Raw genomic sequence first — 20836 nt, 5'->3', positions numbered from 1 at the left:
AACTCTTGGGTTAATCGGTATAAAGTTTTAACGATAGTTTTAACGATAGTTTTAACGATAGTTTTAACGATAGTTTTAACGATAGTTTTAACGATAGTTTTAACGATAGTTTTAACGATAGTTTTAACGATAGTTTTAACGATAGTTTTAACGATAGTTTTAACCTGTAAAACCTGTAAAACCTGTAAAACCTGTAAAACCTGTAAAACCTGTAAAACCTGTAAAACCTGTAAAACCTGTAAAACCTGTAAAACCTGTAAAACCTGTAAAACCTGTAAAACCTGTAAAACCTGTAAAACCTGTAAAACCTGTAAAACCTGTAAAACCTGTAAAACCTGTAAAACCTGTAAAACCTGTAAAACCTGTAAAACCTGTAAAACCTGTAAAACCTGTAAAACCTGTAAAACCTGTAAAACCTGTAAAACCTGTAAAACCTGTAAAACCTGTAAAACCTGTAAAACCTGTAAAACCTGTAAAACCTGTAAAACCTGTAAAACCTGTAAAACCTGTAAAACCTGTAAAACCTGTAAAACCTGTAAAACCTGTAAAACCTGTAAAACCTGTAAAACCTGTAAAACCCTTTTTTCGCCTGTTTTTTATTAAGTTTAATCATCATGGCATATTGTGTTTTATGTTTATACCCAAGAAACTTCAAGATGCAGTTTTTAGCACCTGAAAATGGTCGTTAATTCTAGACATCAGCGAGTCCGCTATATCCGGTAGCGTTGTGGTGAAAAATTTGAAGACGTTGTCTCGAAATTCATGTTTATCCGCAAAATAACGGTTATTTCGAACCTGTTCATTCATGACCTTCCATAATCGCTCTATTGGGTTTAAATTTGGGCTATAGGGAGGAAGGTAATGTAACTCAATATTGCTAACATAAGCCCACTCCTTAACAAGATGAGCTTTGTTGTAACCCGCCCCATCCACAATAAGATGAATTTTTTGATGATAGTCAGGATAAGACTTTCTTATTTCATTGAAAAAACAGCAAATATTGTAGTCATTGATGGTTTGATATTCCTGGAACACCGTACGACCAATGGCATTCAGGTTGAGCGCGCCCAATATATTCAGGCGAGTCCGGCTTCCTGTTGTTTTGACTGTTTTTTTCTCGCCTTTTCGCATCCAGCCATAACCGAGTTTGGTGCCTTGAGTCGGGTGAACAGCATCAAGAAAAAGGATGGGTTCGTCTTTCGCTGTGACTTTAAGATTCTCATAATATTCAATAAATTGTCGCTGTTTTTCTGCGTCGAATTTATGAGGGACGCCACAAGGTTTTTTATAAGAAAAACCCTGACGGTGTAGCCATTTATTCATGCCGGGAATGCTAAAGGTAATATTCCAGAGCTGAGCAACATAGGCCACGATTTCATGGGTGTGATGGAAAAGATGTTGAGATAAGTGATTGATTAAAAAATCAGTTTGTTCTTGAGAAAGCAAACTATCAGACCCCCCATTATCAGATTTAAGTTTACCTTGATTAAGGTAATCGCTGATATGACGGTTAACGGTCATTTCATGAAGACGCAGGGCCTGAGCGATCATCACTGAACTCCAGCCTTCAGAGGCCAGCAGGACCGCTTTGATGCGATCACACTCCCTCTTATCACGGCAGGTGTGATGGAGATGTTCAAGTTCGGCTTTTTGTTCATCGGTAATGAATATTTTCATAGCGAGGATAATGATCTCCATTTCGGATAAAATCAAGCATCTTCAATGATTACGGGTATATACCCGTCATCTTTCAAGTTGCCTCTTTGTTGGCTGCACTCACTCACCCCGGTCACATAGTTTTCTATGCTCCCGGGGATTCGCTCCTTTGCCGTCGCGATGCATCTTGAAATCTATAAGGTATAAAAAACATTAATCACACTCGCTTTTTATCTTTATAAATCAGCCGGTAAATAGCATGATGATGTAAAGAGACTCTTTCGAATAATCACGCTTTTTTCAGGGTTTAAATTCTGCCAAGTTAACCGGTTTAACCCATTTTTTTATGACATTATTTTAATGGTCTGCTGCGTAAAATGATGGAAATAAAGATTTTGAATATTAAACTGTATGAGTAATATTCTTTTACTTGCTTATTTCTTTTTAACTTTCTGTTAATGATTGAAGGGTTTCGATTAAATGTAATTAACTGTTCTATTAAAAAATTTTACTTATTTAATTAAATCTACCTTTTATATAAAAAATTTAGTTTCTCTTTATTATCACTTTTAAATAATCATGGTAGATTAATTAAATGTGAAGCAAGCGAAGAATAATATCACCGATAGATATATTAAATATGACAATAAATAAGCTTTTTAAAATCACGCTGTACCTTTTAAAAATGGGCATTAATAATATGTTGATTTTTTTAACCCTTAGTTGAATCATTACCGATAAAAAGGTGTTTACGATCGCTAAAAAGGGCAAATGAAAGTAAAAAGAGAAAGTGAATAATGTTAAAAACATGATGTGCTTGCTCTTTTTTCCTGATTTTAAAACCACACTGACAGCTAAAAACGGATTTTCTTAATACCTGTTTTATCACCTTGGGATAAAGATGTGGTTAATCATTATTTTAATGAGTGAAAACTGCATAACTATTTGCTTTCAAATGGAATGAAAAATGGCAATCCATATAACTTAACCTGAACAAATTGGATCGTTGGAGTCAATAGAAAACGCGACACCGAAAGATTAAAGACATTAAAAACAGGGTTAAATCCCTCTGGTGGTAGCAAAATGCCATTCCCATGTAAACCGTCAGTACAAATTTTCTCGTTTTATTACTGAGGAAAACTCAGCAGTGATAGTCGAGACGTTAAAAGTCAATAATCTGAAAGATGAATGTTCACCATGTGCACGTTGGTTGTAAATAATCACCAATGTAATAATAAATTACAATACAATAACTTATGTTTCACATTTATCTATATTGGTGAAAGTTGATGGCAAATATAAATTTAAAAAAACACCTTTCTTGAGAATTTTTGTTTTTTTATTGAAAAATAAAAGGTATTTAGAATATTGTTCCCCGTAACAATTTAAATATAAATTGTTTTTATTTTATACTGAAAATATTTATATGATTTTTTTATTTATAATATAAGACTAAATTTATTTGACAGTTTTGTATTTGATGATTATTGTTCTTCCCTGATTCGCAAATGTTATTTCAAACATAATAATATCTTTGGTTATTATATGCATTTAATATAAATGATATTTTATGACATTGTTCAATTTGTTGTTTTTATTGTGAATTTTAATTTTCATAAATTAATTTACATGGGTTATTATATTTAATTGATGATAACTTGAAACTATTTCCAATGTGATAATTTGTCATTGCATATTTGTTTTTAAATTTAGTGTAAATCTGAGTGTGATTCGTCATTTTAATTACTGATGAATACAGGGTTATTTTTTACAATTGATGTAAAGCAGTAAAAATATCCTCACTATAAGAGGGCGGTAATTATTTGTCCGTCGTTATTGACAACATATTTAAAATAAATTGGCCACAGGCCATATAGGAGTAAATAAGTGAAATACGACTTTATTGTCGTTGGTTCCGGGGCAATTGCAGGTTCAATCGCCTATGAGCTGGCAAGCAGAAATCTTTCGGTTTGTAGGGTTGGAGAGACTGATCGAACTAATGCTGCTTCGAAAGCGGCGGGTGCAATGAATGGGTGTTTTGGCGAAATTACCAGTGGTTTATTAGCGAGTGAACACGGTAAGTTGAAATTGAATATGGATTGTATTTCCAAAGAGCTTTGGCCGGCTTGGGCGCAACGGTTAGCTGACTCTTCCGGTGATACCCGATCACTGTTCACGGCTAAAGGCACTCACGTGATACTCAACACTGCCGGGATGGAAGAGATTGACAGTATCAATTATGACGCTATCGAACAAACCCTAAACGATTATGCGGCACCTTATGAAACCATTGATCCGCGTGAAATTGAGTGGTTAAAGCCCAACGATTTAGTGCGCCCGCTGCGTGCTTTGTACATCCCTGATGAGCATGCGCTGAACTCGCATTTATTGCTGGAAAAGCTGGATGCGGCATTGGTGGCTGAAGGTGGAAGTCTTAAAGAAGAGAATGTTAAGTGTGTGTTGATTGAAGAGGGTTTAGCTACCGGTGTCGAATTGCTGAGTGGCGAACGTTTAATGGCAGATAAGGTCGTCGTGGCTGCCGGTGCGCACTCGTTGGATCTGTTATCAAATATACCTTCTATTGTTCGCCAAATTCCGCCAATCTTTGCCGGCTATGGGGTATCCATTCTGGTCAAGATGCCGAAAGGCAGAGAATTACCGACTTCGGTCATCCGTACCCCTAACCGGGCATTTGCCTGTGGGCTGCATTGTGTGCCACGTGGTGATGGTGTGCTGTATCTTGGCGCGACCAATATTCTGTCTGAAAAACCACGCAGTCAGGCACTGATTTCTGATGTGCAGTTCTTGTTGGATTGTGCGTTAGATCAGTTAGATATTAACTTACATGATGCTGAGATCCTCTCAATTCAGGTTGGTAACCGGCCAATCCCGGCTGATGGGTTCCCGTTGATCGGCGAATGCGGCGTGAATGGTCTTTGGTTGGCGACCGGGACTTACCGTGATGGCTTACATCAATCACCGTTATTAGCGGATTATGTGGCTAATGCTTTGACGGGAGTAGAAAATACACTGATTAATCTTGATGATTTCAATCCAGTTCGTCCTCCGTTGGTCGGCTTCTCCCGTGACGTGATGGCGAAAGAGACTGCTCAACAAATGTTTGCTACCGGTTACGAATATCGTTGGGATATTAAACCTTACTGGCTGCCACTGCTGAATGAAGGGATGATGCGCAATTATCAGAATTTAATTGAGTCTCTTCACCCTCAATTCACGCCACCGCCAGAGTTGGTTGCCTTCTCCCATATTTATCAATCCATGCGTGAACGGTTACGCAGTTATTATGAGGCTTGGTCATGAGTTTTTCGCTGAAAGATCAAGTTGTCATTGATAACGCCAGGAAATTACTGTCAGAGGCCGACGTTTGGGATGTGGAAACTGATCTCACGTGCCTGATTGACCGTTATCTGGAAAGACGTTGTAAGGACCGCGCCCGTGATGAATTTATGCTTGCGGTTCATGAACGCTGTAACCGAATACCACTTGGGCATATTGTCGGTACTGTGGATTTTGATGGATTGCCTCTGACGGTGGGGACCGGGGTATTTATTCCGCGCCCTCATAGTCAAGTTATTCATAAATGGCTGGAGAATGAATATCAAGCGCCTCATGGGGCTGTGGTGCTGGACTTATGCTCCGGTAGTGGTGCCATCGGTTTAGCTATTGCTAAACGTCGCCCAGATTTAAAGGTCACTTGTGTCGAATATGATGATGTGGCTTTTCAATACCTGACGCGCAATATCTATCGGTTGGCGAATTGGGCGATTAAAGCCGATGCATTAAAAGCAGATTTACGGGATTGGCAAGCATTTTCTCAATTTAACGGATCGGTAGCGTTGATTGTAGCTAATCCACCTTATGTGCCAGAACAGCAGGAAATATTACCGGAATGGGAGGAACATCATCCTTATGCATCGGTGTATTCGGGGGATGATGGGCTTGACTTAGCACGGTTGATTATCAAACAAGCTAAACAGCTACTGCAATCAGAAGGTTGGTTAGTTATTGAACATGGTGAAAGTCAGGGAGAGAGTGTCAGAGCATTATTTTCAGATGTTGGCTTCTCCTCGGTACGAACTATTATCGATGAAGATATTTCTGACACAACGGGCAGTTCGGTAATCACTGTTGGTTGTAAGCGCATTTGAACTTAGACAGTTGGAGTCTAGATAATGGATGTAAAACATAAGCAGGACTGGATGACAATTCGTCGGTCACGGACAACCGGTGCCTTAGCGCAAGCTATCGACGAAGGTTTGACCAGTTTCACTGTGGTTGAACGTCAAGGTAAGCAAATTACTACGGAGGAAGGCAAAGTCTTTACTGAATTTGTTTCCTGCTCTTATTTGGGATTAGAACATCATCCTGCGTTAATTGAAGCGGCAAATCAGGCAATGGCTAAAACAGGGATACATTTGTCATCATCCCGTGGAGCGATGCGCCCGCAATATTTGGGGCAATTGGAGAAACTGCTGGAAGAGATTTATCAAGGTGGTGCCGTTGCGGTGTTTACTTCCACCAGTAATGTTCATCTTGGTGTATTGCCGTTATTGGGGAGTGGCTCTCTACCTAACTATCCTCTTTCTCGGCCTGTACATTGGTTGATGGATAAAACTGCTCATGCCTCTATGCAGGTTTTACGCGGTATTCTGGAGCAGTTCGGACCGGTATCACGGGTTGATAGTGCTGATGCGCAGTCAGTACAGCAAGCTTTGCAGAACTGTAAGGAGAATCAGCGGACACCTATCCTGCTGATTGATGGTATTGGTTCAATGAATGGTTTAATTCCGGTTGCAGAATTAACGCGACAGTTGGCTGCTGCTGGAGGCTATGTCTATGTAGATGATGCTCATGGTATTTCCATTATGGGGCGTCATGGTGCGGGTTATGCTTTTGCTGCACTTGACCATATTTTGCCATCCAACCTCATACTTGCAGGTTCATTATCCAAAGCATTTGGTGGTGCCGGGGGTTTTGTGGTGGTTGCAGGTGCCGATGATGTCGAAGTGATCAGTACCTTAGCGAATCCTCTGGTTTTTGGTCATTCGATCATGGTGCCGATGTTGGCCGCTAACGTTGCCTCAGCAAGACTTCATCTCAGCCTTGAGATAGACATCCGGCAAGAGCAGTTATGGAACAACATCAATCTGTTTGATTCTCTGATGGAGAACAGTTTGATGAATGCGGGTGTGCAATCTCCCGTTCGCGGCGCTTTATTCGAAAATGAAGCGGAAGGGCTTGAAGCTGCTCGTTTGCTGCGTGATAACGGCATCTTATTATTCCCGGTATTTTATCCACTGGTCCCGGATGGCAATGCAATGTTACGCTTTGCTTTCTCTAGTGAGCATCAGGCAGGTGAAATCAAGCAGCTAGCAAATACCTTATTTGAAATAAGGGAAAAAGGGCTGAATTGGGTTGAGCCACAGGCTGTGGTTCCACAGGTGTAAATGACACCCGCTTACCAATAAAGAAGATAATTGAAATGAATCAGTGACGAAGATCAAACATATGACTCAAGCAATAATAAATAAACAGGAAATATTACAACCTTACAGGGAATCTTTGGATGTTATTAATATGCAGATTTTGGCACTGCTTTCTGAACGTATGAAAGTTTGTATGAAAATCGCTGAGGTAAAAGCGGGGCAGGATATTCCGATGATGCAGCCACAACGTATTACCTCGTTATTGAATATGTTGCGGGATAAATCAACCGATTTTGGGTTACGGCCTGAATATACTGAATCAATATTTCAACTGGTTATTGAAGAGACTTGCCGTCGAGAAGAAGAGCTGATTGACCAGTTGTTACACGAGAAAGTAAAGAATAATGAAAATACTGCTCATTGATAATTATGATTCCTTTACGCAAAACATTGCTCAATATCTGTATGAAGTGACGGGCAGTGTGCCGTCCGTAGTCACCAATTCTTTGACTTATGAAGAGTTAACGATAGACGAATATGATGCGGTAGTCCTTTCTCCGGGGCCAGGACATCCGGCTGAAAGCAGTGATTTTGGGGTCTGTGCTGAAGTTATTGCACATGCCAAAGTGCCACTGTTGGGTATTTGTCTCGGTCATCAGGGGATTAACCTGGCATTTGGCGGCGTTGTAGAACATGCCCCCAATCCGGTACATGGCTATCGCAGTCGCATCAGGAACACTGGAGAAGGATTGTTCCTCGGTTTGCCTGAACAGTTTGAAGTGGTCAGATATCACTCGTTGGTATGTACCCGGTTGCCCGACAATCTGAAATGTACTGCCTGGACTGATGATGGCTTAATCATGGCAATTGAGCACACCGAAAGGCCGATCTGGGGGGTTCAATTTCATCCTGAATCGATTGATTCTGAATATGGGCGTGAGCTACTCAGTAATTTCGTGCGGATAGCGGAGACGTATAAAGAGAATAATGAACAGGAAGTTACCGCTCAGAATATATGTACTGATATCAATGAGGCTTATCTTGCAGTAGGTGGAAGACAAGATCTCAACCTGAATTATCGTGAATGTAAGGAGATAGTCGATCCTGAATCCTTGTTTATTCAACGTTATGGCAATGATACGCATGCTTTCTGGCTTGATAGTGAAAATTCTGATAGACCCAATGCCCGCTTCTCAATGATGGGCAGCGGTAATGAACAAGGTGCTGTCAGACTTGAATACAGTGTACAGACTGAGAATTTGCGTTTGATCGGTCCTGATGGCGAGAGGATTGTTCAGGGAGATTTTTTCTCGCTGATGTCTCAGTTGCTTGATGTGGTGGCAATTTCGACACCAAAATCGATGCCATTGGTATTTAAAGGCGGGTTTGTTGGTTATTTAGGATATGAATTAAAGGCGCTGACAATTGGCAGCAACAAATATCGTTCAGAACATCCTGATGCCAGCTTAATATTTACTCCGCATTTTTTTGTCTTCGATCATCAGCAGAGTAAACTTTATGAATGTTTTATCACACCAATAGGGCAGCCACATCATTGGTCACCGGAACTTTTCGTTACCAATACAAAAAATACCGGTGAAGTGATACCTGACTTTATTCCTGGCGCTGTTGATCAAAATAAGATTTGTCTGGAATATGGCGCTGAGAAATATATGGATGGAATCCATAAATCACTCCAATACATCACAGATGGTGAGTCCTATGAAATCTGTCTGACGAATAGGGCCAAGATGACTTATTCAGGACATCCATTGGACGCTTATCGGCGTATGCGTCATGCCAGTCCTGTACCTTATGGCGCTTATCTGGCCTGTGGGGATTTTTCTGTACTCAGTGCATCACCAGAAACGTTTTTACGTATTGATGACGCCAGAAATATTGAGTCCAGACCGATTAAGGGGACCCGGCCACGCGGAAAAACGGCAGCCGATGATCAGCATTTGCAGATGGAATTGAGTCAGTCTACTAAGGATAGGGCAGAAAATCTGATGATAGTGGACTTAGTGCGCCATGATCTTAATCAGGTATGTCGTCCAGGTAGTGTGCATGTACCTGAATTATTTAAAGTTGAGAGCTTCTCTTCTGTACATCAATTGGTTTCGACCATACGCGGTCAATTATGTGAAGAAACGTCATCCATAGAGGCTATCCGGGCATGTTTTCCAGGAGGATCAATGACCGGCGCACCGAAGAAGCGCACGATGGAGATTATTGATGCTTTAGAGTCATCGGCTCGTGGTGTTTACTCCGGTGCGCTTGGATGGTTATCTTTCAGTGGTGAAGTGGAATTGAGCATTGTGATACGCACCGCGGTATTACATCAAGAGTGTGCTGAATTCGGCATTGGGGGGGCAATTGTTGCTCATTCTGATCCTTATGGCGAATTTGAAGAGACATTGGTCAAAGCGAGTGTGCCATATTTCAGTTTTAGTCATATGGCGGAGGAAGTGTGTGAGTAACCATAAAGTGGTCATCCTTGGTGGGCAAGGCGCTATTGGTTCTTTATTAGAGCGCCTTTTTACTCAATATGGTCATATTGTATACAGTGTTGACAAACGAACGCAGGGAGTGCGTTCTCATTACTATCATTCTCATTACTGTCAGATTGATATCTTAAACCCGGCTGCTGATGTTGGAGCGGTTTTGAGTGGGGCAAAGGCGGTCGTCTTTGCCTTACCGGAAGCCGTCGCCATACAAGCGTTGCCTTGGGTGTTATCTGCTATTGGTGATGATGTACAGATCGTGTCAACCTGTTCAGTTCAGGCCCCTTTTTATTCTGCATTAAGAGCTGCCGCCCCCGGGCAGCCTTTCATTGGTGTTAACCCGATGTTCTCGCCATCTTTGCCGGAGCAAAAAAGGCCAGTTGCAGTCATTCTCGATAACTGTCATGTTAGTGAACATTGGATTGAGCGGGTATTGATGCAGGCTGATATGCGTATCAGTAGGATGACGCCGGAGGAACACGATCAGGTTATGGCGCTTTGTCAGGCTTTGCCCCATGCCGCGATACTGATTTTTGGCTTGGTGTTGGCGAAAAGTCCGTTAGATATTCGTACCTTGGCAGCTATTGCGCCACCGCCCATGCGTACCATGCTGGCGTTATTATCAAGGATCTTACGCAATCCAATAGAAGTGTACTGGGACGTTCAATATGAAAATCCGATGGCTGCCGAACCGCGTCAGGAGTTGCTGCATGCCATACAACAGTTAGATTCGATAGTACAGGCTGGCGATCAAACTGAATTTGGCAATAACCTCAGAGATATTGCGCAACAACTGGGGGAACAGCTTGATATCAGTGCTGCTGATTGCCAGCATATTTTTTCAACGCTTGAATGAGATAGGATAGGAGTTGAGGGGATGTCGTTAAATAGAGTTGCTGAGGCTAACGGGCGGGCAGGACTCAGAAATTGGCTAGGATTACTGATATTGATGTTACCAGTATTGCTAGTGACTGTGGACAATACGATCTTAAGTTTTGCTTTACCAAAAATAGCTGAAGCTCTGGGACCCAGTGCAAGCCAGCAATTATGGATAATTGATGCTTATTCATTGGCATTGGCTGGTTTGCTGGTATCAATGGGAAGTATTGGCGATCGTGTGGGTCATCGTTCATTACTGTTATTTGGATCTTTGGGGTTCACGGTTATTTCGGTGTTCACAGCACTGTCAACTTCACCTGAACAATTGATTTTAGGGCGAGCCGTACTTGGATTTTTTGGTGCGATGCTGATGCCTTCAACTTTGGCTTTGATCAGCGTTCTTTTTGAGGATCGTGAACAGCGTCGATTGGCTGTTGCTATCTGGGCGACAACATTAACTATCGGTTCGGCCGTAGGTCCTGTAGTGGGTGGTGTTCTATTACAATTCTTCGATTGGAGTTCAATTTTTCTATTGGCAGTACCGGTATTAGTGCCATTGTTGATCTTCGGACCGATGTTATTGCCAGAGTCCGATAAAAAACAGACGGGCATTATCGATGTGTATAGTGTTCTGTTATCGATCGTTGCTATGGTTGGTATTGTTTACGCGATTAAACACCTTGCTAGTGATGGGTTTGAAATAAGTGTAATACTCGAACTGTCGGTTGGTCTTATTGCTGGTGTGCTATTTGTTCGCCGACAACAGCGTCTGCCTGTGCCGTTGATGGATCTTTCTCTGTTCCGCAATGGTATGTTCACGGGTTCGATTATTGTTAACTTACTGAGTTTGGCATTGCTGGTTGGTTTTGTCTTTTTTGCCACACAGGTCTTGCAAATTGTGCTCGGTATGAAGCCGATTTTGGCTAGCCTGGCATTGGTTCCTGGACAAATAATGGCAATTGTTATGGGTATGGCGATAGTGCCTATTGCTCAACGGGTTCCGGCTCATTATCTGGTGCCAATTTTGCTGAGTATTGCAGGTATTGCATTTCTTCTGGTCGCGAGTATCGGCAGTGATTTAGTCACTCTGATTGTTGCTTTCGCATTATTAGATATTAGTGTGGGGGCAATTGCTTCGGTGTCTAACGATTTGGTGCTTTCGTCAGTACCCTCCTCTAAAGCAGGGGCGGCATCATCAATAAGCGAAACTGCTTATGAAGTGGGTGTTGTACTTGGTACGACTATTCTGGGGGGATTGGTTACTGCTTTCTATCGTATGACATTGCAATTACCAAATGAGATCTCTCAGGAACAGACGGGATTAGCTTTAGAGACTTTAGCGGGGGCTTACGTTGTCGCGAATTCATTAGCTGAATCAGAGGGGCAGAAGCTGATGACAGCAGCGGCGGAATCATTCACCAGCGCTATTCATATGATGAGCTGGATGACAGTGGTATTGACCGCAGGAGTGGTATTGCTCGCTTGGCGTTTGCTGAAAGCTCCGCAGAAAGAACAAGTGCTTGAGTATTGATAGTTTGACGTGCAGCCATTGTAAATGGCTGCACTGCATTATGATAATTATTGATTTTGTTCTATACCTTATGGATTTCAAGATGGATCGCGACGGCAAGGGAGCGAATCCCCGGGAGCATAGAGAACTATGTGACCGGGGTGAGTGAGTGCAGCCAACAAAGAGGCAACTTGAAAGATGACGGGTATAGAATTGAAATTTTTAATTGGCTACTATTGAAAGATAGTGATGTATCACAGAAATATTCCCCATAATTAATGGAAAAAATGGGAATTTATATTAATATTTTAAATTGTGTAATTTCAATATTGCGTCTAATTGCTCTCTGTAAAGTGAATAAATACTTACCTAATTAACTCTCATCGTAATTATTTTTCTGGCCTACCTGTTGTTGAAGTGGCTGTATATTTTGCTAGAAAAATCGGTGCTTTCGTTATGGCTAATTTGGTGATTAGCCAGAGGCAAAACTTTGACTATCAGCAAGTTAGTGACATAACCGGTAGTGATAATAGTAGAAACTTTGGAACTTGGTTAGATAGATAATTAATATATGAAGTTATTCTAAATGTATAAATTTAAACTCAGGAGAATTCACATGGATAAAATAAGAACGGTTGCTGAGACTTTGGCAATATTATATCAGTATCATTATCCGTTTGGTCTGGAACGACAGCCGAAGCAACTAAAGACCTCGGATTTTGACGGTAAGGTAATATTCTCCAACGATCCAGAAACAGCGACTGTGCCACCGGCATTTTTTACGGTACAAACCATACAAGAGTTGAAAGCGCTTGGCGGTGTACCTGACAGTGAGTATGGCCCTGGAAAAATGGAACCCCATCATCCGTTACCGGAGCCGTTTTCTGCTGAACGACTGGCAAATGTCACTGGTAATCATATTGATCTGTGCAAAGCTTTTAGGGCCTATATCTATAGTGATTCTGCTTTAGTCAAAGATTATGAAGAAATACTTAATGCTAAGCGCTTCCCGATGAAGGTTGCGTTATACAGTGGCGAGAAAATGACTATCTCCTCCGATAATCCATTGGTTGTTGAAGATAAAGATGATTATGGTGAACCGGTTGTCTTGGTGTATGAGCAGATAATCATTGAACCGGGAGGTCAAATTATTTACCGCACTAATGGTCGAATCGAAGCTAACACTATTGTAGGGAATGAAAATACTGGAAAGGAGAATGTTGTCAATAGAGGCAGTAATGGCGTCGATGGTCTTGATGGTGCGCCAGGAAATCAAGGGGCTAATGGCAGTGATGGTAAAGATGGTAAAGATAGTAAAAATGGCTGCTTAATTAGCGCCACATCAGGTACTGATGGAGCCAGCGGTTCTGTCGGAGGATTAGGGGGGGATGGTGCAGCAGCTGGAAATGCGAATGACCTGACTGTTACTACTAGTCAATCTTTTACTGGAACAGTAAATGCGGCAACGATAGGTGGTAACGGTGGTAACGGTGGAAGAGGCGGTCTTGGGGGGCGTGGGGGTAATGGGGGGAATGGGGGTAATTGGGGCAATGGAACAATCAAGTGGTGTCCTGCTGGGGCGGCAGGGAATGGGGGCACTGGAGGAAATGGAGGCAATGGAGGCAGGGGGGGTAAAGGTGGGGACAGTGGTAACATATATATTAATTACTCTGACGGTAGTCCAGTACTTCAGGTTGTGTCAATTAATGGTCTTGGTGGGGAAGGTGGGAAGGCCGGTTGGGGAGGAATAGGGGGTGAACCTGGAAATAGTACCAGAGTACTCGGTGTACATGGTTTGCAGGGGGACTATGGTAAAGATGGTCTTAAAGGAGAATTTGGAGATGACGGTAACACCGGCAAGATATATGTCAACGGTCATGAACGGGAATCTGATCGGAAACTTAATCGCTAGTGGTGCCGCAATCAGACGGGTCTGAACGACGATAAATAAGGGGAAATGGGGGCAGATCTTGGTTTTGCTTATGTTCAAGTGGTTTACATTATGAATTACTGAATACTTATTGGGGCTGGCCTTGCTGGTTGGCTTCGTTTTTTGCCACTCAGGTTTTACAAGTGTGCTGAGTATGAATCCGATTTTGCATTGGTTCCTGGGTAAATTAATGGCGATTGTTATCGGCATGGCAATAGTGCCTGTTGCTCAATGTGATTTTTGAAGAATATAATCATGATTATATTCTTTTATTTGTATTTTCTAATAATACCTAATGAGACAAATATAAAATTGAAGCATTTAGTCAGTACTTATTAAAAGGTTGTGATGTATCACGGAAATATTCTCCTTAATTAATGAAAAAAGTGGGAAATTACATTAATATTTTAAATTGTGTCATTTAAATATCGCATTCAATCGCTTTCTGTAACGTGGATAAATACTTGCCTAATTGATTCTTATAGAAATTATTTTTCTGGCATACCCGTTGTTGAAATGCGTATATACCCTATGGATTTCAAAATGCATCGCGACGGCAAAGGAGTGAATCCCCGGGAGCATAGATAACGATGTGACCGGGGTGAGAGAGTGCAGCCAACTGAAAGATGACGGGTATAAATTTAAATTCTGGAGAATATCTATGGATAAAATAAGAACGGTTGCTGAAACTTTGGCAATATTACATCAGAATCATCATCTGATTGGTGTAGAACGGCAGCCAAAGCAACTTAAGACCTCGGATTTTGACGGTAAGGTAATATTCTCTAACGATCCGAAGACAGCGACTGTGCCACCTGCATTTTTTACGGTACAAACCATACAAGAGTTGAAGGCACTCGGCGGTATACCTGACAGTGAGTATGGCCCTGGCAAAATGGAACCTCATCATCCGTTACCTGAACCATTTTCTGCTGAACGACTGGCAAATGTCACGGGTTATCATATTGATTTGTGTAAAGCTTTTAGGGCCTATATGTATAGTAATTCTGCTTTAGTCAAAGATTATGAGGAAATGCTTAATGCTAAGCGTTTCCCAATAAAGATTGCGTTATACATTGGCGAAAGAATCACTGTTACCGCAGATGCACCATTGCTTGTTGAAGATAAAGATGATTATGGCGAACCCGTTGTCTTGGTATATGACCAGATAATCATTGAACCGGGAGGTCAAATTATTTACCGCACTAATGGTAAGATCGAAGCTAATACTATTGTAGGGAACAGCAATAATGATAAAAAGCAGAGCATTATCAGTAAAGGCTCTGATGGAGGCGATGGTTTTGAGGGTGAACAGGGAAGTAATGGGGTTAATGGCAGCAATGGTAATATTGGTTCAGAGAATAAACATGGTTGCTCTGTTAAATCCACACCAGGTACTGATGCAACTGGCGGTTCTTCGGGAGCACCAGGGATGGATGGCAAAAGAGGTGGCAGTGCAAATGACGTAATTATTAATGTTGACATTTTTACTGGAGTAGTCAATGCGGCATCGATAGGTGGTAAGGGTGGAAAGGGTGGATATGGCGGTAATGGCGGGAATGGAGGGAATGGTGGAAATGGAGGAGCTGCAACAAACAAATGTAGTGCTGGATATGGAGGAAGGGGAGGGGATGGCGGTAATGGAGGAGATGGCGGTAATGGGGGTAACGGTGGGGACAGTGGTAACATATATATTAATTTCACTCAGGGTCAGCCAGTAATTAATGCTCTGTCATATAGAGGAGATGGCGGTAATGGAGGGGGCGGTGGTAAGGGAGGAATAGGCGGAGTAGGTGGTGTTGGTAGTAGAGGATTAAATGCTAATAGTTATCTTGGAGTGTCTGGTGAAGCGGGTAATGATGGAGAATCCGGCAATGCAGGGACTTCTGGCAAGATATATGTTAACGGTAATGCACGGCAGCATAGTGATAATCAGACTTTAGACTGGCTTGAAGACTATAAATAAGCTGAAGTATAGCAACTGACCGCCTCTCCTGAAAAATTCACTTATTAGTTGAATCCAGCTTGCATAATTGGTGGTCTTATTTTTCTGTGCCAGCAATATTTAATTGTATACCCGTTATCCTTCAAGTTGCCTCTTTGTTGGCTGCGCTCGCTCACCCCGGTCACATCGTTATCTATGCTCCCGGGGATTCACTCCCTTGCCGTCGCGATGCATCTTGAAATCCATAGGGTATATACCCGTACTCATTGAAGATGCTTGATTTTACCCGAAATGGAGATCATTATTCTCGCCATGAAAATATTTATTATATCAGAACAAAAAATCAAATTTGAACGTCTTCACGACATAACTCGTGATGGTCAAGAATGTAGCGTATTTAAAGGTTGAGTTTATTCGTGGAAAAATCCTCTTCTGGTAAAGAGAGTTATTTTCTACTTTTAATTTAAATTATATTCATAATTTCATTATTCAATAATATCTATGGGTTTATATCTTATGGTTATTTTTGAAAATACAATTATACTTGTTGTTTTTATTTGTATTTTATAATAATACTTCATGAGATAAGTATAAAATTGAAATTTAATTAGTATCTATTAAAAGGTAGTGACGTATCACAGAAATATTTTCCATAATTAATGGAAAAAATGAGAAATGACGGGTATAGATGGAGGGATAGGAAACCCTGGAGAGCGAACAGGAAATGTAGGGCAGATAGATGTTAACGGCGAATTGCAAGAGTGTGATTAAAGAAAGTCTATTTCCATTTCCTAAACACAAACTATTTGGAAACGAGTAGATTAAGAATAGTGAGATTATCGGGGTGAAATCTAAGGTTTTTCATCAAAACGACTGTCGTTCTGTCGTTAATTCAGTGCACCATAGGGTTAATGTGTGCACTGAATTTGTAGTGTAAAATTTTCGAGAAAAATTATTTCAGCCAACCTTTCTTCTGTGCAGTTTCCAATTGTGGCAGCAGATATTGCCACAATTCAGGATAGGTATTGGCAATAAATTTATTGCGGTTAATCACCTGCTCAAAACGAATATTATTTTCTACCCAACTCTGTCCTTTATTATGCAGATTCATCAGAATCGGCATTAGTCTATCCAGTGTAATGGCGAAACGGGCGTCTTGGCTTTCTCCTGCTTCATACTCTTGCCAAAGTGACATAAAATGATTTTTCTGTGGTTCGGGGAGTAAACCAAAAAGACGGTTGGCGGCTTTAACTTCTTGTTCATGAATAGCTTCACGAGCCGTCAAATCGTAAACCATCACATCACCAGCATCAATTTCTACGATATCGTGAATTAATGCCATCTGGATAACTCGTTGGATATCTACTTCTTGTGCATATGGCGCAAAACTCATTGCGGCGATAGCTAAATGCCAGCTATGTTCGGCTGAATTTTCCTGACGATGGTTATCCAGTAACTTAATTCGCCGCTGAACTTTCTTTAACTTATCCAACTCCATTAAAAAACCGACGATATTGGTAAAGGGGCCAAAATCAACGACAGATACTGCTAACGACATACAAACCTCATCTATTTTTCTTCGTTGAGAGAATAAGGCAGAGGCTGAATAGTGAGGGAATGCCCTTCATCGTCACGGACGCGGAATACACTATGACTTTCCATATCATTATTCATGACGACTTGTATCCAGACATTATCATTATTCAACTTAACGGCAGCCAAAACGGTACCCGTTCTCCGCCACTTATCTCCTAATTGCCATTCTAAATCATCTCCGGCCATCGGAATTTTAGAGGCACTGCCAGCCAGCCAGTACATGCCACGTTTATTTGCTCCGCGGTATTTAGCACGGGCTACCATTTCCTGACCGGTATAACACCCTTTTTTAAAGCATACCCCTCCCGCCAATGCCTGAAGGTTAGTTGCTTGGGGAATAAATTGTGTACTATTTGCGGCATCAATGATTGGGAAGCCAGCTTCAATATCCAGAGCTAACCACTGTTCACTGTTATTAAGCTGAGCTTGAAGTTTTTCTGTTAACTGTTCAGCGGTTGCGGTGTTTGTTACCAGAAGGAAACGTTCAGACGGCAAGGAAAAATGGAGTAGTGTGGTGGCTTCATGTGCAACGACAGCGTTATCCGCATCCGGCAAGGTTGGGAAGAAGCTGCTTAATGCTTGCCGGCAGTTTTTACCTGCAACACCGAGCAGTAGCGCGTTCTCATCCTGAGCAAGAGCAATTTTGGAGAATACGGCATATTTTTTTAATTCTGTAAGCTGATTTTCCAGCACACTGCGACGTTCAATATAAGCAAAGCTTTCACCACGATGGAAGAGGCGCAGATTACTCCACATTTTGCCTTTTGCGTCACAATGCGCACTAAGCACATGCTGATTCGTTGCAAGTGCGGAAATATCTGCTGTAACCTGACCTTGTAGATATTTTTCTGTATCCGGTCCAGTTGCGGTTACCAGGCCCCAGTCATCTAGTGATATTAATGTCAGGGGAAGGGTCGATGAAGACAATGGAAATTGTGAAGAGAACGGAGTTTTATAAGCCATGACACATCCTGCCAGTCAGATATTTGAGCCAATGATGCATAATGGTAAAAGAGCTGAAGCACAATGCAAGTAGTTATTATTGCTATTAGCTGGCATGATGCATGAGTTTGCCGGGCGACTTAAATGGCTAATAGCGTTAAAACTAACAATGAGAATTAAAAAGGGGATTTTTTGAACATGGATATTGATAATAAAGCGCGTATTCATTGGGCATGTCGGCGTGGAATGCGTGAGCTGGATATTTCAATTATGCCGTTTTTTAAGTATGAATATGACTCACTCAGTGATGATGATAAACGACTTTTTATTCGCTTACTTGCATGTGCTGATCCTGATCTATTCAACTGGCTAATGAATCATGGGCGTCCAGAAGATGAAGAGTTATTTCGCATGATTAAACTTATTCAGAATAGAAATAAAGATCGTGGTCCTGTGGAAGTGTGATCTCAGGGTATCTTGGCATACCCAGCTAATTTCTACCTGTGTTCATGGTGCAATAGCGCTTATCGTACTATTTGCTCCGTGGCCTGCGGATGACGCTATTTTCTGGATTTTCTGGCTTCCTTTGGTACTGTTGATTATTGCCAGTTGGGGGCGTAGCCAGAAAAATATCCGTAAATCTCAAGGGCTTTTAGTTCTTCTCAGTGATAATAAGTTGCAATGGAAGAAGCATGAGTGGCAAATTATCCGGCGGCCGTGGTTGTGTCGTTATGGCGTATTAATTACGGCTCAATCTTTTTATAACCAGAAAAAAATCCGTTTATGGGTCGCATCCGATGGTATGCCACAGGATGAATGGAGGAATATTAATCAACTGTTGTTGCAATATCCTGATATCTGATTGAGCTGGAATTTTCCTGAGTTAAAGTAGAGGCTCCATTTCTTGCAGGATTTGCATACACCATTGCGATAAACGATCATCAGTTTGTTCATACTGGTTTACGTCATCTAAAGCCAGCCCGACAAATTGTGAGCCATTATCCGTTAATGGTTTCGGGCTGGTAAACTCATAGCTTTCAGTTGGCCAGAAGCCAATAAAATGCACGCCTGAAGGGCGTAAATGGTGATATAGCATACCGAGAGCGTCGAGGAACCAATCGCTGTAATCAATTTGATCCCCCATACCATACATGGCGACAATTTTCCCTTGTAAATTGAGGGAAGGGATTTGATCCCAAATAACCAGCCAATCTTCCTGCAATTCGCCAAAATCCCATGTTGGGATGCCGAGAATCAGGACAGAATACGTTTCCATTAATTTAGGTGCTGTCTCTTTGATATTGTGAAGATCAATTAAATCTTCGCCAAGGATATCGCGGATTTTCTCTGCTACCATCTCGGTGTAGCAGGTGCTTGAGCCGTAAAAAAGACCAATCTTCATCATTAATCATTATGGTTTTTGAATATCTGGATTGGCATTGTAACAGAATAATTGCTTTTTCAGGCATAATAGCCGGCAGAGATGTACAGATTTAAGGAAAGTAATTCATGTCAAAACAACCAACTCAGTTGACTAATCCACTGATAGAACAATTTCTTGATGCTATCTGGTTAGAACATGATCTTGCGGAAAATACGCTTGCTTCTTATCGGTTGGATTTGCAGGCATTGGATAACTGGTTGATACATCATGGTCATAATTTATTATCTGTCCAGACGATAGATTTGCACTCTTTTCTGGCAGAACGCGTGGATGGAGGATATAAAGCCAGTAGTTCGGCGCGTTTACTCAGTGCCATGCGCCAATTGTTTCTCTATTTTTATCGGGAAAAAATGCGGGAAGATGATCCGACAGCACTTTTGTCTGCACCGAAATTACCAAAGCGATTGCCCAAAGATTTAAGTGAAAAGCAGGTAGAAGATCTACTCAATGCGCCCTGTACAGATCAGCCAGTGGAATTAAGGGATAAAGCCATGCTTGAAGTGCTTTATGCCTGTGGTTTGCGGGTATCTGAGTTAGTGGGATTGACACTTTCCGATGTCAGTTTGCGTCAAGGCGTGGTGAGAGTGATTGGTAAAGGGAATAAAGAACGGCTAGTGCCTTTAGGGGAAGAAGCAATTTATTGGCTAGAGAATTATCTGGAATATGGGAGAGTTGGGCTGTTAAATGGTGCAACGTTGGATGTCCTTTTTCCTAGCAACCGAGGGCGACAAATGACCCGACAGACATTTTGGTATCGTATTAAACATTATGCGCTGTTGGCTGGAATCGATACTGGACGGTTATCTCCTCATGTTTTACGTCATGCATTTGCCACGCATTTGCTAAATCATGGCGCTGATTTGCGAGTTGTGCAGATGTTATTGGGGCATAGTGATCTATCTACAACACAAATATATACTCATGTAGCAACAGAACGGCTCAAATTGCTACATCAACAACATCATCCGCGAGGGTGAGCACGG

General features: G+C 41.6%; 16 protein-coding genes. 12 read left to right on the top strand and 4 right to left on the bottom strand.

The window, feature by feature from the left end; translation table 11 throughout:
- Positions 1 to 651: 651 nt before the first annotated feature.
- Positions 652 to 1677 (bottom strand): IS630-like element ISPlu19 family transposase, encoded by a 1026-nt coding sequence (locus PluTT01m_RS18360; RefSeq protein WP_011144720.1) that lies wholly within the window; start codon positions 1675 to 1677, stop codon positions 652 to 654.
- A gap of 1866 nt (positions 1678 to 3543) precedes the next feature.
- Here PluTT01m_RS18360 and PluTT01m_RS18355 point away from each other — a divergent pair.
- The 9 genes from PluTT01m_RS18355 to PluTT01m_RS18315 all read left to right on the top strand — a co-directional run bounded on the left by PluTT01m_RS18355 (position 3544) and on the right by PluTT01m_RS18315 (position 15892).
- On the top strand, positions 3544 to 4977 hold the full coding sequence (locus PluTT01m_RS18355; protein WP_011147746.1) for an NAD(P)/FAD-dependent oxidoreductase: 1434 nt from the start codon (positions 3544 to 3546) through the stop codon (positions 4975 to 4977).
- A complete protein-coding gene (locus PluTT01m_RS18350; RefSeq protein WP_011147745.1) occupies positions 4974 to 5825 on the top strand; it encodes a HemK/PrmC family methyltransferase in 852 nt (283 codons plus the stop codon). The genes PluTT01m_RS18355 and PluTT01m_RS18350 overlap by 4 nt, the downstream gene beginning before the upstream one ends.
- Before the next feature lie 24 nt (positions 5826 to 5849).
- A complete protein-coding gene (locus PluTT01m_RS18345) occupies positions 5850 to 7124 on the top strand; it encodes an 8-amino-7-oxononanoate synthase family protein (protein WP_011147744.1) in 1275 nt (424 codons plus the stop codon).
- 43 nt (positions 7125 to 7167) lie between these two features.
- Complete coding sequence (locus PluTT01m_RS18340) at positions 7168 to 7527, top strand: chorismate mutase (RefSeq protein WP_011147743.1); 360 nt, start codon at positions 7168 to 7170, stop codon at positions 7525 to 7527.
- Positions 7508 to 9583, top strand: coding sequence for an aminodeoxychorismate synthase component I (gene pabB, locus PluTT01m_RS18335; RefSeq protein ID WP_011147742.1), 2076 nt, complete (start codon positions 7508 to 7510; stop codon positions 9581 to 9583). The genes PluTT01m_RS18340 and pabB overlap by 20 nt, the downstream gene beginning before the upstream one ends.
- Positions 9576 to 10463 carry a prephenate dehydrogenase dimerization domain-containing protein gene (locus PluTT01m_RS18330; protein WP_011147741.1) on the top strand — a complete coding sequence of 296 codons (888 nt, stop codon included), beginning with the start codon at positions 9576 to 9578 and terminating at the stop codon, positions 10461 to 10463. The genes pabB and PluTT01m_RS18330 overlap by 8 nt, the downstream gene beginning before the upstream one ends.
- A 21-nt stretch (positions 10464 to 10484) precedes the next feature.
- Positions 10485 to 12017, top strand: coding sequence for an MFS transporter (locus tag PluTT01m_RS18325; RefSeq protein ID WP_011147740.1), 1533 nt, complete (start codon positions 10485 to 10487; stop codon positions 12015 to 12017).
- Between the two features lie 595 nt (positions 12018 to 12612).
- A complete protein-coding gene (locus PluTT01m_RS18320) occupies positions 12613 to 13908 on the top strand; it encodes a hypothetical protein (RefSeq protein WP_011147739.1) in 1296 nt (431 codons plus the stop codon).
- Positions 13909 to 14587: 679 nt separating this feature from the next.
- On the top strand, positions 14588 to 15892 hold the full coding sequence (locus tag PluTT01m_RS18315) for a hypothetical protein (protein WP_011147738.1): 1305 nt from the start codon (positions 14588 to 14590) through the stop codon (positions 15890 to 15892).
- 931 nt (positions 15893 to 16823) lie between these two features.
- Here the strand turns inward: PluTT01m_RS18315 and PluTT01m_RS18310 are convergent.
- Entirely contained in the window at positions 16824 to 17429 is a 606-nt protein-coding gene (locus PluTT01m_RS18310) for an HD domain-containing protein (protein ID WP_011147737.1), read from the bottom strand.
- Between the two features lie 11 nt (positions 17430 to 17440).
- Positions 17441 to 18430, bottom strand: coding sequence for a tRNA-modifying protein YgfZ (ygfZ, locus tag PluTT01m_RS18305; RefSeq protein WP_011147736.1), 990 nt, complete (start codon positions 18428 to 18430; stop codon positions 17441 to 17443).
- Positions 18431 to 18607: 177 nt separating this feature from the next.
- On the opposite strand from ygfZ, the gene sdhE reads away from it, so the two are divergent.
- Positions 18608 to 18874, top strand: coding sequence for an FAD assembly factor SdhE (gene sdhE / locus PluTT01m_RS18300; protein WP_011147735.1), 267 nt, complete (start codon positions 18608 to 18610; stop codon positions 18872 to 18874).
- Positions 18855 to 19271, top strand: a complete 417-nt coding sequence (locus PluTT01m_RS18295) for a protein YgfX (RefSeq protein WP_011147734.1) — start codon at positions 18855 to 18857, stop codon at positions 19269 to 19271. Before sdhE ends, PluTT01m_RS18295 begins: the two co-directional genes overlap by 20 nt.
- Before the next feature lie 21 nt (positions 19272 to 19292).
- Here the strand turns inward: PluTT01m_RS18295 and fldB are convergent, their stop codons facing one another.
- The gene (gene fldB / locus PluTT01m_RS18290) at positions 19293 to 19811 is read right to left on the bottom strand and encodes a flavodoxin FldB (protein WP_041380273.1); all 519 of its coding nucleotides are present in this window, start codon (positions 19809 to 19811) and stop codon (positions 19293 to 19295) included.
- Positions 19812 to 19918: 107 nt separating this feature from the next.
- Here fldB and xerD point away from each other — a divergent pair, with 107 nt between their 5' ends.
- Positions 19919 to 20830 carry a site-specific tyrosine recombinase XerD gene (xerD, locus tag PluTT01m_RS18285; RefSeq protein WP_011147732.1) on the top strand — a complete coding sequence of 304 codons (912 nt, stop codon included), beginning with the start codon at positions 19919 to 19921 and terminating at the stop codon, positions 20828 to 20830.
- Positions 20831 to 20836: the final 6 nt, after the last annotated feature.

It is taken from the genome of Photorhabdus laumondii subsp. laumondii, assembly GCF_003343245.1.
GTDB classification, from domain to species: Bacteria; Pseudomonadota; Gammaproteobacteria; order Enterobacterales; family Enterobacteriaceae; genus Photorhabdus; species Photorhabdus laumondii.
The sequence above is the reverse complement of the archived record's forward strand: the minus strand, read 5'-3'. Positions and strand labels throughout refer to the sequence as shown.

Coding starts and splice junctions, on each gene's coding strand:
- PluTT01m_RS18360 (WP_011144720.1), bottom strand. CDS start 1,677: ATGAAAATATTCATTACCGATGAACAAAAAGCCGAACTTGAACATCTC.
- PluTT01m_RS18345 (WP_011147744.1), top strand. CDS start 5,850: ATGGATGTAAAACATAAGCAGGACTGGATGACAATTCGTCGGTCACGG.
- sdhE (WP_011147735.1), top strand. CDS start 18,608: ATGGATATTGATAATAAAGCGCGTATTCATTGGGCATGTCGGCGTGGA.
- PluTT01m_RS18350 (WP_011147745.1), top strand. CDS start 4,974: ATGAGTTTTTCGCTGAAAGATCAAGTTGTCATTGATAACGCCAGGAAA.
- PluTT01m_RS18325 (WP_011147740.1), top strand. CDS start 10,485: ATGTCGTTAAATAGAGTTGCTGAGGCTAACGGGCGGGCAGGACTCAGA.
- xerD (WP_011147732.1), top strand. CDS start 19,919: ATGTCAAAACAACCAACTCAGTTGACTAATCCACTGATAGAACAATTT.
- fldB (WP_041380273.1), bottom strand. CDS start 19,811: ATGAAGATTGGTCTTTTTTACGGCTCAAGCACCTGCTACACCGAGATG.
- pabB (WP_011147742.1), top strand. CDS start 7,508: ATGAAAATACTGCTCATTGATAATTATGATTCCTTTACGCAAAACATT.
- ygfZ (WP_011147736.1), bottom strand. CDS start 18,430: ATGGCTTATAAAACTCCGTTCTCTTCACAATTTCCATTGTCTTCATCG.
- PluTT01m_RS18320 (WP_011147739.1), top strand. CDS start 12,613: ATGGATAAAATAAGAACGGTTGCTGAGACTTTGGCAATATTATATCAG.
- PluTT01m_RS18310 (WP_011147737.1), bottom strand. CDS start 17,429: ATGTCGTTAGCAGTATCTGTCGTTGATTTTGGCCCCTTTACCAATATC.
- PluTT01m_RS18315 (WP_011147738.1), top strand. CDS start 14,588: ATGGATAAAATAAGAACGGTTGCTGAAACTTTGGCAATATTACATCAG.